Origin of the sequence: Amycolatopsis sp. 2-15 (assembly GCF_030285625.1) — a bacterium.
Classification (GTDB): Bacteria; Actinomycetota; Actinomycetes; order Mycobacteriales; family Pseudonocardiaceae; genus Amycolatopsis; species Amycolatopsis carbonis.
This window is the reverse complement of record NZ_CP127294.1, coordinates 2,405,599-2,420,031: the sequence shown is the minus strand read 5'-3', so window position 1 is coordinate 2,420,031 and position 14,433 is coordinate 2,405,599. Positions and strand designations below refer to the sequence as shown.

At 71.0% G+C, this 14,433-nt stretch carries 13 protein-coding genes and 1 tRNA gene; 9 read left to right on the top strand and 5 right to left on the bottom strand.

Features of this window, described 5'->3' with window-relative positions:
• A complete protein-coding gene (locus QRX50_RS11770) occupies positions 1-738 on the top strand; it encodes an alpha/beta fold hydrolase (protein WP_285971977.1) in 738 nt (245 codons plus the stop codon).
• Positions 739-758: 20 nt separating this feature from the next.
• The gene (locus tag QRX50_RS11765) at positions 759-1,580 is read left to right on the top strand and encodes an acyl-CoA thioesterase (protein WP_285971976.1); all 822 of its coding nucleotides are present in this window, start codon (positions 759-761) and stop codon (positions 1,578-1,580) included.
• Here the strand turns inward: QRX50_RS11765 and QRX50_RS11760 are convergent.
• Entirely contained in the window at positions 1,549-2,100 is a 552-nt protein-coding gene (locus QRX50_RS11760) for a hypothetical protein (RefSeq protein WP_285971975.1), read from the bottom strand. The two genes, QRX50_RS11765 and QRX50_RS11760, sit on opposite strands and share 32 nt — an antisense overlap.
• A 129-nt stretch (positions 2,101-2,229) precedes the next feature.
• Between QRX50_RS11760 and QRX50_RS11755 the strand changes: the two genes are divergently transcribed.
• A complete protein-coding gene (locus tag QRX50_RS11755; protein ID WP_285971974.1) occupies positions 2,230-2,493 on the top strand; it encodes a hypothetical protein in 264 nt (87 codons plus the stop codon).
• Between the two features lie 529 nt (positions 2,494-3,022).
• On the opposite strand, the gene QRX50_RS11750 is transcribed toward QRX50_RS11755, so the two are convergent.
• Together QRX50_RS11750 and QRX50_RS11745 are read right to left on the bottom strand one after the other, a co-directional pair.
• Positions 3,023-3,095: transfer RNA gene (locus QRX50_RS11750), tRNA-Thr, on the bottom strand.
• Between the two features lie 120 nt (positions 3,096-3,215).
• On the bottom strand, positions 3,216-3,743 hold the full coding sequence (locus tag QRX50_RS11745; protein ID WP_285971973.1) for an NlpC/P60 family protein: 528 nt from the start codon (positions 3,741-3,743) through the stop codon (positions 3,216-3,218).
• A gap of 512 nt (positions 3,744-4,255) precedes the next feature.
• Here QRX50_RS11745 and QRX50_RS11740 point away from each other — a divergent pair.
• The 6 genes from QRX50_RS11740 to QRX50_RS11715 all read left to right on the top strand — a co-directional run bounded on the left by QRX50_RS11740 (position 4,256) and on the right by QRX50_RS11715 (position 12,360).
• Positions 4,256-5,761, top strand: a complete 1,506-nt coding sequence (locus tag QRX50_RS11740) for a threonine/serine exporter family protein (protein ID WP_285971972.1) — start codon at positions 4,256-4,258, stop codon at positions 5,759-5,761.
• 83 nt (positions 5,762-5,844) lie between these two features.
• Entirely contained in the window at positions 5,845-7,287 is a 1,443-nt protein-coding gene (locus QRX50_RS11735; RefSeq protein ID WP_285971971.1) for an alpha,alpha-trehalose-phosphate synthase (UDP-forming), read from the top strand.
• Between the two features lie 38 nt (positions 7,288-7,325).
• A complete protein-coding gene (otsB, locus tag QRX50_RS11730; RefSeq protein ID WP_285971970.1) occupies positions 7,326-9,860 on the top strand; it encodes a trehalose-phosphatase in 2,535 nt (844 codons plus the stop codon).
• Positions 9,861-10,012: 152 nt separating this feature from the next.
• A complete protein-coding gene (locus QRX50_RS11725; RefSeq protein ID WP_285971969.1) occupies positions 10,013-10,543 on the top strand; it encodes a hypothetical protein in 531 nt (176 codons plus the stop codon).
• Between the two features lie 60 nt (positions 10,544-10,603).
• Entirely contained in the window at positions 10,604-11,221 is a 618-nt protein-coding gene (locus QRX50_RS11720; protein ID WP_285971968.1) for an RNA polymerase sigma factor, read from the top strand.
• Positions 11,218-12,360, top strand: a complete 1,143-nt coding sequence (locus QRX50_RS11715) for a hypothetical protein (protein WP_285971967.1) — start codon at positions 11,218-11,220, stop codon at positions 12,358-12,360. The genes QRX50_RS11720 and QRX50_RS11715 overlap by 4 nt, the downstream gene beginning before the upstream one ends.
• Here QRX50_RS11715 and radA read toward each other — a convergent pair whose 3' ends face one another.
• On the bottom strand, positions 12,361-13,722 hold the full coding sequence (radA, locus tag QRX50_RS11710) for a DNA repair protein RadA (protein ID WP_285971966.1): 1,362 nt from the start codon (positions 13,720-13,722) through the stop codon (positions 12,361-12,363).
• A 35-nt stretch (positions 13,723-13,757) separates the two neighbouring features.
• The gene (locus tag QRX50_RS11705) at positions 13,758-14,405 is read right to left on the bottom strand and encodes a copper chaperone PCu(A)C domain-containing protein (RefSeq protein WP_285971965.1); all 648 of its coding nucleotides are present in this window, start codon (positions 14,403-14,405) and stop codon (positions 13,758-13,760) included.
• Between the last annotated feature and the right edge of the window lie 28 nt (positions 14,406-14,433).

The following is a 14,433-nucleotide window of genomic DNA, read 5'->3' as shown; positions in this document are numbered from 1 at the left end:
GTGGAAACGCTGAAGCTGCGCACCGACGGGTCCGGCGAGCCGGCCGTGCTGCTGCTCCACGGCCTGGGCGCGACCGGCGCGGTGTGGGACGGGCTGGCCGAGCTGCTGGACCGGCGGCTGCTCGTGCCCGACCTGCCCGGTCACGGTGGTTCGGCGCCGCTGCCCGCCTACTCGTTCGCGGCGCTGGCGCGGACGGTCGCGGCGGCGCTCGACGGGGTTGGTCCGGTCGTGGTGGCCGGGCATTCCCTGGGCGGGGTGGTGGCGCTGGAGCTGGCTTCCGGGCGGCACCGCATGGACGTCGCCGGGGTGCTGGCAGTGGGCGTGAAGGTGGAGTGGAGTGCCGAGGATCTGGAGCGCGCCGCCGCGATGGCCGCGCGTGCGCCGCGGTTGTTCGCCTCGCGGGAAGACGCCGAGGTCGCGTATCTGAAGGTCGCCGGGCTCACCGGGTTGGCGCCCGCCGATCCCGGTGGGGTGGTGGAGACCGCGGACGGCTGGCGCCTGGCGCTGGACTCCGCGGCGTTCGGCGTCGGCGCCCCGGAGATGCCGCGGTTGCTGGCCGAGGCGACTTGCCCGGTCGTGCTCGCCGCCGGCGCCGACGACCCGATGTCGCGACCCGAGCAGCTGCGCGCCCTGGGTGCTGACTCCGTCACACTGCCGGGCCTCGGGCACAACGCCCACGTGGAAGACCCCGCCGCGCTGCTGCCGTTGTTGACGCAGCTCACCCCGCGTGAGCAGTGAGCGGTCCTTAGGATGACGGGGTGATCACCGACCCCGTGCACCCCGGCATCGACCAGCTCCTCAAGCTGGAACCGCTCGAGCGCAACCTCTTCCGCGGCACCAGCCACGAGGGTTCGCCGCAACGGGCGTTCGGCGGCCAGGTGGCGGCGCAGGCGCTCACAGCGGCCGGCGCGACCGTGCCCGAGGACCGGCACGTGCACTCGCTGCACGGCTACTTCATCCGCGGCGGCCGCACGGACCTGCCGATCGTCTACGAGGTGGAGCGCACCCGCGACGGCGGCTCGTTCACCACCCGGCGCGTGGCGGCGATCCAGAACGGCGAGACGATCTTCAGCCTGTCGGCGTCGTTCCAGAAACCCGCCGCCAGCAGCGAACACCAGGCCCGGATGCCCGAGGTGCCGGCACCCGACGACGTCGAGGTCCGCGACGAGGACGAGCTGCCGATCATGCTCTCGGTGATCGAGGCGCGGTTCATCAGCGACCCGGCGGCGGGGTTGCCGGACGTCGGCAGCGGGCCGCGCCAGCGCATCTGGGTGCGCGCGAAGGGCCGGCTGCCGGACAACCCGCTGGCGCACGTGTGCGCGCTCACCTACATCTCCGACATCCGCCTCGCGGGCACCGCCGCACTGCCCCACCGCGACGAACCCGGGCGCGCGCAGCTGACCTCACTCGACCACGCCGTGTGGTTCCATCGCCCGTTCCGCGCCGACGAGTGGCTGCTGTTCGACATGGAGAGCCGCAGCTTCACCAACGAGCGCGGCCTCACCCACGGCGAGTTCTACACCACAGACGGCCGCCTGGTGGCTTCCGTCACGCAGGAAGTCCTGCTGCGGCGGCGGTGAGCTCACCGTCCTTGATGGACACTCCATTGAGGACTTTGGTCAGGTTGCGCGCCTCGAGCCCCGCGAGCACCGTGTTGGCCACCGCGAGCACGAGGTACACGCCGGCCTGCAGCGAGAGCGTGAACGGGTGCAGCCCCGACGCGCCCGCCAGCAGCACGAAGTGACACACCGCGACCACGACCAGCGACGCGGCGGAGAGCACGCCCAGCGCGAACAGCATCCCCCGCAGTACGCGCGTACGGCGCCAGCGCAGGCGGCCGGTCTTCACGAGGTCGGGCGTGCTGACCATCACGAGGCCGCAGCCGTAGCCGCAGAAGCCCCCGAGCACGCCGCCACCGGCGACCAGCGCCGTGGTGGTGTGGTACGACACGGGCACGCGATACGCGGCCAGGATCGCGGCAACGCAGACCAGCAGGCCGAGCGGCAGGTGCGGCCACCCGAACCAGGGCAGCCTCCGCTCCATGCGGACGATCGTCGGCAGGTCGACATCACGGTACGACCCGGAGTCAAGCAGGGGCATCTCGCCATTCCTGTTCTTCCGGTGATCGGCGCAGCCTAGGCCAGCGCGCGCCCGGCCGCAAAAAACGCCGGTCAGGCGCTCGTCCACGGTGGACGGTTTTCTGTCGGTGGTCGTCGCTAGGGTTCCCTCATGAGTTACGAGGAAAACTCCACTCTGGAAAACACCGCTTGGGGGGACACGATGGGGGACGTTGTGCACGAGGTTGCCGCCGAAGATCTCACGCAGGGCCAGTGGTTCTGGCACGTCCCCGTCCCAGGCCTGACGGGCTGGCCCCTGCAAGTCGCCACCGCCGAACTCCTGGACGACGCCGTGCGCATCATCACGACGGACGAGGTGCGCGAACTGGTGTCCTACGCCCGCGACCGCCGCGTCCGGCTGACGGCCGCGTTCTGACGTGCGCGGCCGGACCGGTTCGAAAGCCTTTCCTGCCAGCGTGTTTGATCAAGCTCCGCTCGACAGGCTCGCCGCGATCCAGCACACCGTGACCCGGGCAAGTGCGAGTCCGACGCCGGCCGCACCCGCTCGGTGCGGCGGTGCACGTCGTGCCGGCGCACCATCGACCTGATGTGGCGCTTCACCGCGTGCTGACCGATGTGCGGGTGTTCGCCGATCTCGTGACGGCCGATCCCAGGCGCGGCCACTGAACGCGGGCGGTCCGACGTGTGCCACCCGCCCGGCGCCGCACCCGCTCACTCGCGATCCGAGGTTCGAACCGGCTGCCGCCCGCGCCGATCTCGCGCGGAATGCCGGGCACGCGCGCGACTGTGCTCACTGTCGGTGGTCACGGACCACGCCGAACCACATGGCCACTTCATCGCGATGATGGCGGCCGTTTCGCTGCCGGGCCGCGGGCTGTTCCCCGCCGGACACCCGCATCTCAGTCCATTGAGGACTGAATGAGGCTTGACGAGGAGAAGATCGGAGCCGGCAAGGGGGCTCGAACCCCTGACCTTCTGTTTACAAGACAGATGCTCTACCAGCTGAGCTATACCGGCCGACGCCCCGCGCAGCAGCCCAGGACGAGAGAAGTATATCGGCCTGCCGCCACTCGGCGGCACCCGGAAGGCGGCTGCGGGGGAACAGCCGCGCGACCGGGTGCCGGGGCGCATGTCCCGTCAGATGCGGCGGGCGTTGTGGAACGGCATCGAGGACAGCGGCGACAGCTTCACCGGAACTCCGGGGCGGCTGGCGTGCAGGACCATGCCGCCGCCGGCGTAGATGCCGACGTGGCTCACGGGCGTGTAGAAGAACACCAGGTCACCGGGCTGCAGTGCGGCCTTGGACACGGCGACGCCCGCTGTGGACTGCAGGCGCGAGCTGTGCGGCAGCGCCACGCCGGCCTGCTTGAACGCCCACACGACGAGGCCGGAGCAGTCGTAGGCGTTCGGACCGGCCGCGCCCCAGACGTAGGGCTTGCCCTGCTGGGTCAGGGCGCGGCTGAGAGCGGTGGCGCCAACCCGAGCGCTGGCCGACGCGGAGGCGGCCGGGGCCGCGGTCGCGGCGGACGCGGTGCTCGCGAGGACCGGACCGGCCGTGGCCGACATCGCGGCGGCCAGCGCGGTCGCCGTCAGGGCGGCGCGGACGAAGCGCCGCTTGCGGGACGGCGCGGCTTCGGATCGAGCTTCGAATCGGTGGAGTGCCATGTCGGGGTAGGGCTCCTTCTCGGGGGACCGAAATCGCAGGTAACTGCGAGAACACGGGCACATTACGAAATGAAATATGAGAATGCACCAAAGAGTGACAAGCGGCACAGATCAACAATTATCGACTGCAGGTAAGCGCAAATGGCGAGTAGTGCCAGCTGCAATTTACCGGCGGTTGAACCTCCCCCTACCAGCAAAGACAAACCAGAAACCGACACGCGAGATGCACTCAGCGGAATTCCGGAAAGCACATTTCGAAACCGGTTTCACCCAGGAATTCCGCACTCATGGCACGCGCCGGCCGGAACACCCCGGCTCGAGCCCGCCCAGGCCACCCCGAACCCCCAGCTCCACCCCCGAAAACGAGCGCCCCGGACGACCCTGCGAGACGATCGTGGGCAGACGTGGTGCACACCACTTCCGGATCAGTGCAACGGTCGGGGCGCGTCGGCCGATGGTCCCCGGGAACGTCGAGGAGAACGACGCCAGATGGACGAGGAGGTGGGATCGATATGAAGATCAACGAACGCGCCGACCAGGGGATTCACCGCAGACGGTGGCCGATCCTGGAGCCTCCCCGGCCGAGCTCGAACCAGCGGCACCGGCCGAACCTCCTGCGGCGCCGCGCGTGGCACATCCTCGAGGCACCGACGGCCGAACAGCCGGCCGTCGAAAGCGAAGAGGCGCTGGGCCCGCAGCCGCCCGACGACGCGACGGTCAACTTCGTCCTCGACCTGACGCTGCGCATCGGCGAGGTGCAGATGGCCAGCGGCGCCGGCGCGTCCGACGTCACCGCGACGATCCTCGCGCTCACCGCCGCGCTCGGGCTGCCCCACTGCGAGGTCGACGTGATCTTCACGTCGATCACTGTCACGTGCCACCGCGGTACGGACCTGGCGCCCGTCACCGCGTTGCGAGTGGTCCGTTCGCGCAGCCTCGACTACACGCGGCTCACGCAGGCCGAGATCCTCGTGCGCAAGATCGTCCGCGGCAACATGGGGGCCGAGGAGGCGCACACGGAGCTGGAACGCATCGCGGCGGCGCCGCACCCGTACCCGCGCTGGGTCGCCACCATCGCCTGGGGCGGGCTGGCCGCGTTCATCACCCTGCTGCTCGGCGGCGGCCCCGACGTGGCCGTGGTGGCGTTCGTGATCTCGTCGGTGGTCGACCGGCTCGGGCGGCTGCTCAACCGGTACAACCTGCCGTTCTTCTTCCAGCAGGTCGTCGGCGGACTCGTCGCGACACTGTCGGCGATGGCGATCGTGAGCAGCAACATCCTCACCACCGACCAGCCGACGCTCGTGGTCGCCGCGGCCGTCACGGTGCTGCTGTCCGGACTGTCCACCGTCTCGGCGGTGCAGGACGCGATCACCGGCTACAACGTCACCGCGGCCGGCCGCACGATGGAGACGGCGCTGATGTCGGCCGGCCTGATCACCGGTGTGGTGCTGGCACTGAAGGTCGCTCTGATGCTCCGCCTGCCGAGCAGGCCGTTGCCGGAGGTCATCAACTCCACCCCGCAGCAGCTGCCCATCGTGGTCATCACGGGCGCCGGCGCGGCCGCGTGCTTCGCACTTGCCTCCTACTCGACGCTGCGCGCGCTGCTCGTCGCCGCGGCGGCGGGTGCCATCGGCGCGCTCGTGTACGGCTCGCTGATGCTCACGCAGTTCGACGCGGTGAGCTCGTCGGCCGTCGCGGCCACGCTCGTCGGCTTCTGCGGCGGCCTGCTCGCGCGGCGGCTGCGCGTCACCCCGCTGGTCGTGGCCGTGTCCGGGATCACTCCCCTGCTTCCCGGCCTCTCCACCTATCGTGGTCTGTACCAATTGGCAGTCGAGCCCGGCGGCAACATCTCGACGCTGATGACCGCCGTCGCTATCGGGCTCGCGCTCGCCGCGGGCGTTGTCCTGGGTGAATACCTCGCGCAGCCCGTCCGGATGCGGCTCGGGCGGCTCGAACGCAAGCTCGCCGGACCACGGATGGCGGGACCGCTGGAGCCGCCGGAGCGCCGGCTGGAGTAAGCGCTTGATCACCGGCCGGTCACCTGGCGCGCGCTAGGGTTTCACTGGGGCCGCGACCCGCGGATGACGAGGGAGCAGCTGTAGTGACTGACGAGCAGAAAACCGCACCGTCCGCCGATTTCGTCGTGGTGGCCAACCGGCTGCCCGTCGACCTGGAGCGCACTTCGGACGGCGCCCAGCGCTGGACGGCGAGCCCCGGCGGGCTCGTCTCGGCGCTCGAACCGTTCCTGCGCTCGCGCAAGGGCGCGTGGGTCGGCTGGCCCGGCGTCCCCGACGTCGACGTCGAGGAGTTCGACGACGACGGCCTGGTCCTGCACCCCGTCACCCTCACCTCCGCCGAGGTCCGCGACTACTACGAGGGCTTCTCCAACGCCACGCTCTGGCCGCTCTACCACGACGTCGTCGCGCCGCCGGTGTTCGAGCGCCGGTGGTGGGACAGCTACGTGAAGGTCAACCGCCGCTTCGCCGAGGCCAGCGCCCAGGTCGCGGCCCACGGCGCCACGGTGTGGATCCAGGACTACCAGCTGCAGCTCGTGCCCACGATGCTGCGCGAACTGCGCCCCGACCTGCGCATCGGCTTCTTCCTGCACATCCCGTTCCCGCCCGTCGAGCTGTTCATGCAGCTGCCGTGGCGCGCCGAGATCGTGCGCGGGCTCATCGGCGCCGACCTCATCGGCTTCCACCGCCCCGGCGGCGCGCAGAACTTCCTGTGGCTGGCCCGCCAGCTCGTCGGCCTCGAGCCGACGCGCGGCGCCGTCGGCGTGCGGTCGCGGCCCGGCATGGTGCAGGTCGGCGACCGCACCGTGCGCGTCGGCGCGTTCCCGATCTCGATCGACGCCGCCGGCCTCGACACCCTCGCGCGCAGCAAGGGCGTGATCGAGCGCGCCAAGCAGATCCGCCGGGACCTCGGCAACCCGAAAGCGGTCATGCTCGGCGTCGACCGCCTCGACTACACCAAGGGCATCGACCTGCGGCTGCAGGCGCTGCACGAGCTGCTGCACGAGGAGCGCATGCAGCCCGAGGACGTCGCCTTCGTGCAGCTGGCCACGCCGAGCCGTGAACGCGTGGAGCACTACCAGCGCATGCGCGGCGAGATCGAGCAGATGGTGGGCCGCATCAACGGCGAGTTCGCGCGTGTCGGTCACCCGGTCGTGCACTACCTGCACCAGTCCGTGAACCGCACCGAGCTGGCCGCTTTCTTCTCCGCCGCCGACGTGATGGTGGTGACACCGCTGCGCGACGGGATGAACCTCGTCTGCAAGGAGTACGTCGCCTGCCGCCACGATCTCGGTGGCGCGCTGGTGCTCAGCGAGTTCGCCGGCGCGGCCGCCGAACTGACCAGCGCATTCCTGGTCAACCCGCATGATCTGGACGGGGTGAAGAACGCGTTGGTGGCTGCTATTACGCTCGACCCCGCCGAGGGCCGACGCAGGATGCGCGCCATGCGTCGACAGGTCCTCACCCACGACGTCGACCGGTGGGCGCGCTCGTTCCTGCAGGCGCTGGGTGCGGAGCCGGTCGACTGACCTCCCCCGTACCGCGCTGGACCTCCTGAGGAGGAGTGTTGACCGCCGAGGCGTTGCCTGCGGAGCTACGGCGCGCGATCGTGCAGATCGCCCGTACCCCGCGCCTGCTGGTCGCCTGCGACTACGACGGCACGTTGGCCCCCATCACCGCCAACCCCGACGAGGCCCGGCCGTTGCCGGAGTCCGTCGGCGCACTCAGATCTCTGGCCGGCCTGCACGAGACCACCACAGCCGTCATCTCAGGTCGCGCGCTGCGTGACCTGGCGACGCTGTCGCGCCTGCCCGCCGAGGTGAACCTCGTGGGCAGCCACGGCTCCGAGTTCGACATCGGGTTCATCCACGCCCTCGACGACAAGGCGCGTGCCCTGCACCGCCGGCTCGAGGCGGAGCTGGAGAACCTGGTGCTCGACGTGCCGGGCGTGTCGCTCGAGGTCAAGCCCGCGAGCATCGCGGTGCACGTGCGCCGGGCCGAGCACGAGGCCGGTCGCCGCGTGCTCGCCGACGTGCACGAAGGCCCGTCGACCTGGGAAGGCGTGTCGACCACCGACGGCAAGGAGGTGGTGGAGCTCGCGGTCGTCCAGACGGACAAGGGCCGTGCGCTCGACACCCTGCGCCACCAGGTGGGCGCCACCGCCGCCATCTTCCTGGGCGACGACGTGACCGACGAGAAGGCGTTCGCGCGCCTGTCGGGCCCGGACTTGGGCATCAAGGTGGGCGAGGGCGAGACGCTCGCGACCTTCCGCGTGCCCGACACCGTCGACGTCGCGCTGGTTCTCGGGTTCCTCTTGGAGGAACGGCGGAACTGGCTCTACGGCGAGTCGGCCCCGCCCATCGAGCGACTGTCGATGCTGGCCAACGAGCGCTCCGTCGCGCTCCTGACGCCGGACGCGAAGCTCACGTGGCTGTGCCACCCGGGCCCCGACGCGCCGGCCGTGTTCGCCGACCTGCTCGGCGGGCCCGGCGCGGGAGCGTTCTCGATCAAGCCGCACCGCAACGGCCTGCCGCTGGGCCAGCGCTACCTGCCGAACACGATGACGGTCGAGACGCGCTGGTCGCGCCTGCTCGTGACCGACTACCTCGAGCCGGAAAGCCCTTCGCACCGCACGGACATCGTCCGGGTGATCTCGGGCGAGACGGCGGCGGACGTGCTGTTCGCGCCGCGGCCGGAGTTCGGCGGCGTGCCCGTGAAGCTGGTCGCCGAGGGCGACGGACTGCGGGTGCTGGGCACGTCGGAGCCGTTCGTGCTCCGCTCGCCGGGCGTGGCGTGGACCATCACGTCCGACGGCCTGCACGACACCGCCACGGCGCTCGTGCAGCCGACGCCGGAGACCCCGGTGGTGCTCGAACTCCGTTGCGGCACCACGGATCTCAGCCCCCACGAACTGTCCGAAATAGACCGTCGCGACCGCGCGGGCCGCTACTGGAGCGACTGGGCGGCCAAGCTCAAGCTGCCGACGGTGCAGGCTGAGCTGGTGCGCCGCTCCGCGCTCACGCTGCGCGGGCTGGTCAACACCGACACCGGTGGTGTGCTGGCGGCGGCCACGTCTTCGCTGCCCGAGGAGATCGGCGGCGTCCGCAACTGGGACTACCGCTACTGCTGGATTCGCGACGCGTCCATGACCGTTCGCGAGCTGGTGCACCTCGGGTCCAACGAGGAGGCCGAGGGCTACCTGCAGTGGCTCCACGGCGTGCTGTCCACTTTGGCCGGTCCGGAGCGCCTGCACCCGCTGTACACGCTGGCCGGCAGCGTGATCGGCGCCGAGGCCGTGATCGAGTCGCTGCCCGGGTACGCCGGTTCGCGGCCCGTGCGCGTCGGCAACCTGGCCAACCACCAGGTGCAGCTCGACGTGTTCGGCCCGGTCGTGGAGCTCGTGGTCACGCTGGCCGAGGCGCGCGGCGAGCTGCGCGACGAGGACTGGCAGATGGTGCGCGCGATGGCCGAGGCCGTCACGCGGCGCTGGAACGAGCCCGACCACGGCATCTGGGAAGAGCGGCACGTGCCGCGCCACCGGGTGTACTCGCGGGTGATGTGCTGGGTCACGATCGACCGCGCGGTGAAGCTCGGCCACGAGTACGGCCGCGACGTGCCGGGTGCCTGGCCGGAGCTGCGCGAGCGCATCAAGGCCGACGTGCTGGAGCACGGCTGGAACGACGAGGTCCAGGCGTTCACCACGGCGTACGACGGCACCGACCTCGACGCCGCCTCGCTGTTCGTGGGTCTCACCGGCCTTCTCGACCCGGCCGACGAGCGCTTCCAGCGCACGGTGACCGCGATCGAGGCCGAGCTGCGCAGCGGTTCCACGGTGTACCGCTACCGGCGCGACGACGGCCTGCCCGGCGGCGAAGGCGGGTTCCACATCTGCGCCGCGTGGCTGATCGAGGCGTACCTCATCACCGGCCGCCGCAACGAGGCCGAGGAGCTGTTCACGCAGATCGTCGCCTCGGCCGGCCCCACGGGCCTGCTGCCGGAGCAGTACGACCCGATCGCCGAGCGTTCGCTGGGCAACCACCCGCAGGCGTACTCGCACATCGGCCTCATCCGGTGCGCGAACCTGCTCGCCGAGAAGCTGTGAACACCTGTCACCGGCCTAACCGCGTTAGCACAGGTCGGTGACAAGTGCCGTGAAGGTCACCTTGAGAGACCTACCGTCCCTTAAGGTGACCTTCACGAGCATTTGCACGTTCATTCGTCGCTCGGACGCAGGTCGGTGCAGGAGGTGACGGGATGAAGCAGTACTACGGCGAAGCCACGGACTACGCCCCGCTGCCCCCGCTCTTCGCCCGCCGCGTGCGCAGCGGCTCCGTGGTCACCGGCATCGCGCTGCTGGTCGGCACCGCGTTCGTGTTCGGCGTCACCGCGTTCGTGAACCGCCCGCTGCACGGACACAGCCTCCCCGACGCGCCCGTGGGCGTCATCGGCCTGCTGCTGCCGACGCTCGCGGTGGTGATGACAGCCGTCGTCGTGTTCGCCTGCCGCAGCTGCCTGCGGGGCGACTACCTCGTGGTCGCCCGCGCCCGAGCCGCGCGCACGGCGCTGGTCGCCTGCTTCACGGCCACCGTCGTCACCTGCCTGCTGGCCCTCACGGCGTCGGCGCTCGTGGACCTGTGGAGCGACCACGACCGCTTCGGTGCGACGGACCTGCTGGCCACCTTCGCGAACTTCGCCCTGGGCGTGCTCGGCTACGCGGCGGGCCTGTTCTACGTCCGCCCGTCCGTCACGACGCTGGAGAAGTTCAGCGACCACCCGATCTGGTGAGTCCGGTCACTCGGTGAGCGCCGCTGTGAACGCCGCGGATCCCTGCGGGCAACACAGGGCATGCAGGTGATCCACGACGATCCGGAGGCGGCGTTGCCGGACTCGTTCGACCGTCCCGACCTGGGCGTTCCCGATCCGGCGCCCGTTTTCGGGCGGCTCTTCGACGCACACTCGCGCCAGCTGCACCGCTACCTCGCGCGCCGCGTCGGCGACGACGCCGCCCACGACCTCATGGCCGAGACGTTCCTCGTCGCGCTGCGGCGGCGCGAGTCGTACCGGCCGGACCTGGGCACGGCGCGCTCGTGGCTGTACGGGATCGCGACGAACCTGCTGCGCCACCACATCCGCAGCGAGACGCGGGCGCTGAGGGCGACCGCGCGGCTCGCGGCCACCGGCGAACACTCCACGGCCGGGCACGACGGCCGCGTCGCCGACCAGGTGGACGCGCAGACCCGCGCGGCCCAGCTGGCCGGCGCGCTGGCGAAGCTCAACGCCGCCGACCGCGACACGCTCCTGCTCGTGTCGTGGGCCGGGCTGGAGCCGACTGAGGTCGCCGAAGCACTGGGTGTGCCGCCTGGCACGATCCGCTCGCGGCTGCACCGCATCCGGCGCTGGCTTCGGGCCAACGCCGCATCCGTCCAGGCCGCTGACACCGCCGAGGAGGCGAAGGAACTGTGAACGACGACAACGTGCGCCACCTGTGGTCCGACGCCGAGCTCGACGAAGCCCTCGACGCCTTGCACCCCCACGTCCGCACCGACCCCGCGGAGCTGGACCGCGCCCGCGCGACGCTGCTGCGGGCCGCCTCGGCCGAGACCGGCCAGGCCCACACCGCCCCGCCTGCGAAGAAGCGGTCGGGTACGTGGCGCTGGATCGCGGTGGCCGCCGCGGTGGTCGTGGTGACGGGTGGTGTGGTCGTGGCCCGCGAGATCGTCGAACAGCCCGCCACGGTGGCCCCCGCCGCCACGGCGACCGCCGACGTGCGGCCCGGTCCCGGCCAGTACACCCACGTGACCAACACCTACACGGACATCGAGTGGGTGGCCGACCGCAGTGCGTTCGCCGTGCAGCAGAAGGTCGAGTTCTGGATCCCGGCCGACCGGTCGGACATGTGGATGCGCAAGTGGACCCGCGATGGCGACCCGGTCGTGCTCACGGGGCAGACCTACGACAAGGCGAGCCTGCCCGGCCCGGACTCCACCACGCAGATCGCCGCGGGCGGCGACTTCAGGACGCCGTTCCCCTACCCCGGCGGCTGGGACACGGACGTCCCCGGCGGCTGGTACCGGCCGACGCCGGCATTCGTCGAGAACCTGCCGACGGACAGCGCGGCTCTGCTGAAAGACGTCACGAGCGCGTCCTCGCCACCCCAGCGGTTCGTGGACGGCGCCACGGAGGTCCTCCCGCCGATGCAGTCGTACCCCGGCCTCTTCCAGCAAGCAGCCGGCGCGACGACCACGGCGAAGACACCGCTGGCGCCCACCCCCGGGTCCGCGGTCGCGACCTACGCGGGGCCTGGCGACATCCAGATGCGCCTGCTCACCGTGCTCGCGTCGGGGCTCGCGCCGCGCCCGGTGCGCGCGGCGATCATCGATCTCCTGCGCAGCCAGGCCACGACGTGGAAGGTCGAAGGCGACACCGACACCTACCTGGTCAGCTACGGCAACCACCAGCTGGTGATCGACGTCGACAACTCGACTTCCCAGCTGCTCAGCGCGCGCGATGTCACGAACCAGAACTTCTACGGGATCCACCCGGGCGAGACGCTCAGCACCGCGAAGTTCAGCTTCGAGATCACCAGCGAATTCGGGTCGTGATCACTTCGCGTGGTTGGCGGCGTTGAGCGCACTGGCGACGTCGCCGACCTCTAGGGCGCGGATGCCGTCGGGCAGCTTGCCGGAGTCGGGTGGCACCAGGGCGTGGGTGTAGCCGAGCCGCGCGGCCTCCGCGAGGCGGCGCGCGACGTTGGGCACCCGCCGCACCTCGCCGGCCAGCCCGACCTCGCCGACGGCGACCAGGCGCTGGGACAACGCGACGTCGTGCATCGACGACGTGAGCGCCAGGACCAGCGCCAGGTCGATCGAGGGTTCGGTGATCTTCATCCCACCGACCGTGGCGACGTAGACGTCCTTGTCACCCAGCTTCAGCCGGCCGCGTTTCTCCAGCACGGCGAGGACCATCGCCACGCGCGAGGAGTCGAGGCCGCTCACCGCGCGCCGGGGCTGCGGCATGCTCGTGCTCGACACCAGCGCCTGCACCTCGCCCAGCAGTGGCCGTTTGCCCTCCATGGCGACCGTGATGGCCGTGCCCGGCACCGGTTCGGCGGTGCGGCTCATGAACAGCCCGGACGGGTCGGGCACGCCGACGATGCCGCCCTCGGTGAGCTCGAAGCAGCCGATCTCGTCGGCCGCGCCGAAGCGGTTCTTGATGCCGCGCACCATGCGCAGCGTCGAATGCTTGTCGCCCTCGAACTGCAGCACGACGTCGACGAGGTGCTCCAGCACGCGCGGACCCGCGACCGAGCCGTCCTTCGTCACGTGGCCCACCAGCACCACGGGCAGCCCGCGTTCCTTGGCCAGCGCCACGAGCCCCGCCGCGACGGCACGCACCTGGGTGACTCCGCCCGGCGAGCCCTCCACCAGCGGTGATGCCATCGTCTGCACCGAATCGACGATCAGCACACCCGGTTTCACGGCGTCGACGTGGCCCAGGACCGCCGACAGGTCGCTCTCGGCCGCGAGGAACATCTCGCCATGGACGTTGCCCGTGCGCTCGGCACGCAGCCGGACCTGCCCGGCCGACTCCTCACCCGTGACATACAGGGAGCGCCCGGCCGTTTTGGCCCACTGGAATGCCACTTCGAGCAGCAGGGTCGACTTGCCGACACCGGGTTCGCCGGCCAGCAACACCACAGCACCGGGCACGAGCCCGCCACCGAGCACGCGGTCGAGTTCGGAGACGCCGGTCGCCTTCGCGCGGGCTGTCTCGACGTCGACCTCGCCGATGGGCCGCGCGGGCGCGCTCGGCGCACCCGCAGCCACTCGCGTGATCGCCGGTTTGACTCCGCCCCGCTCTTCGAGCGAGCCCCAGGCCTGGCACTCCGGGCAGCGGCCGAGCCACTTCGCGGCTTCATGCCCGCATTCCGCGCACCGGTAGACGGTGCTGGTCTTCTTCACCACGCGCCGAGGCTATCGGCGGGCACCGACAAAAACCGTCAGGGCTCGACGTGGGCCGGCGCGGCGACCGGCATCGCGACGGTGATCGGGCCCGCGTTGCGGAAGGTGAAGGTGACGTTGATCGTCATGCCCGGCCACAGCGGCTGCGTGAGGTCCTGCAGTACGACCGTGCCCTGGCCCAGCTTCGTCGCCGCGCCGCCGTCGCCTGGGGACGCGCTGCTCGTGGCGGTCGGCGCGCCCGAGGAGGTGTTACTGGGCGGTGTGGAGGCCGAGCTCGACGTGGTCGGCGTGGTTGGCGCGGTCTGCTCGTTGGTCGACTCGACCGCGTCGTCCGGGCCGATGACCAGCGTGTGCCCGGCGACGATGTCGGTGGCGCCACTGATCTGCGCCGGCGACTTCGTGCCCTCCGAGCTGACCGAGACGAGCTGGTCGTCCTGGGTGCCCTGGTTGACGATCGTGAGCGTGAGCGGCGCGGGCTGGCCGGCCGAGTAGGCGGCGCCCTGCGCGGGGTACTGGACGGCGGCGTCGCGCAGCACCAGCGTCTTCACCTGCGCGTACGTGCCGTTGACCGCAGGCTGCTGCGTGTCGGTCTGGGTGATCTGACCGGCGCCGCAACCGGCGAGCACCAGCGCGGCACCGAGCGCCGACACACCTGCGCCGAGCACACGACGTTTCTGCAGCCTCACGTCAGAGTCCTTCCATCTCACGGCCTCG

What these genes read in the sequence shown, in the direction of transcription:
- QRX50_RS11755 (WP_285971974.1), top strand. Translation starts at nt 2,230, where the DNA reads ATGAGTTACGAGGAAAACTCCACTCTGGAAAACACCGCTTGGGGGGAC.
- QRX50_RS11740 (WP_285971972.1), top strand. Translation starts at nt 4,256, where the DNA reads ATGAAGATCAACGAACGCGCCGACCAGGGGATTCACCGCAGACGGTGG.
- QRX50_RS11745 (WP_285971973.1), bottom strand. Translation starts at nt 3,743, where the DNA reads ATGGCACTCCACCGATTCGAAGCTCGATCCGAAGCCGCGCCGTCCCGC.
- QRX50_RS11720 (WP_285971968.1), top strand. Translation starts at nt 10,604, where the DNA reads ATGCAGGTGATCCACGACGATCCGGAGGCGGCGTTGCCGGACTCGTTC.
- QRX50_RS11725 (WP_285971969.1), top strand. Translation starts at nt 10,013, where the DNA reads ATGAAGCAGTACTACGGCGAAGCCACGGACTACGCCCCGCTGCCCCCG.
- QRX50_RS11760 (WP_285971975.1), bottom strand. Translation starts at nt 2,100, where the DNA reads ATGCCCCTGCTTGACTCCGGGTCGTACCGTGATGTCGACCTGCCGACG.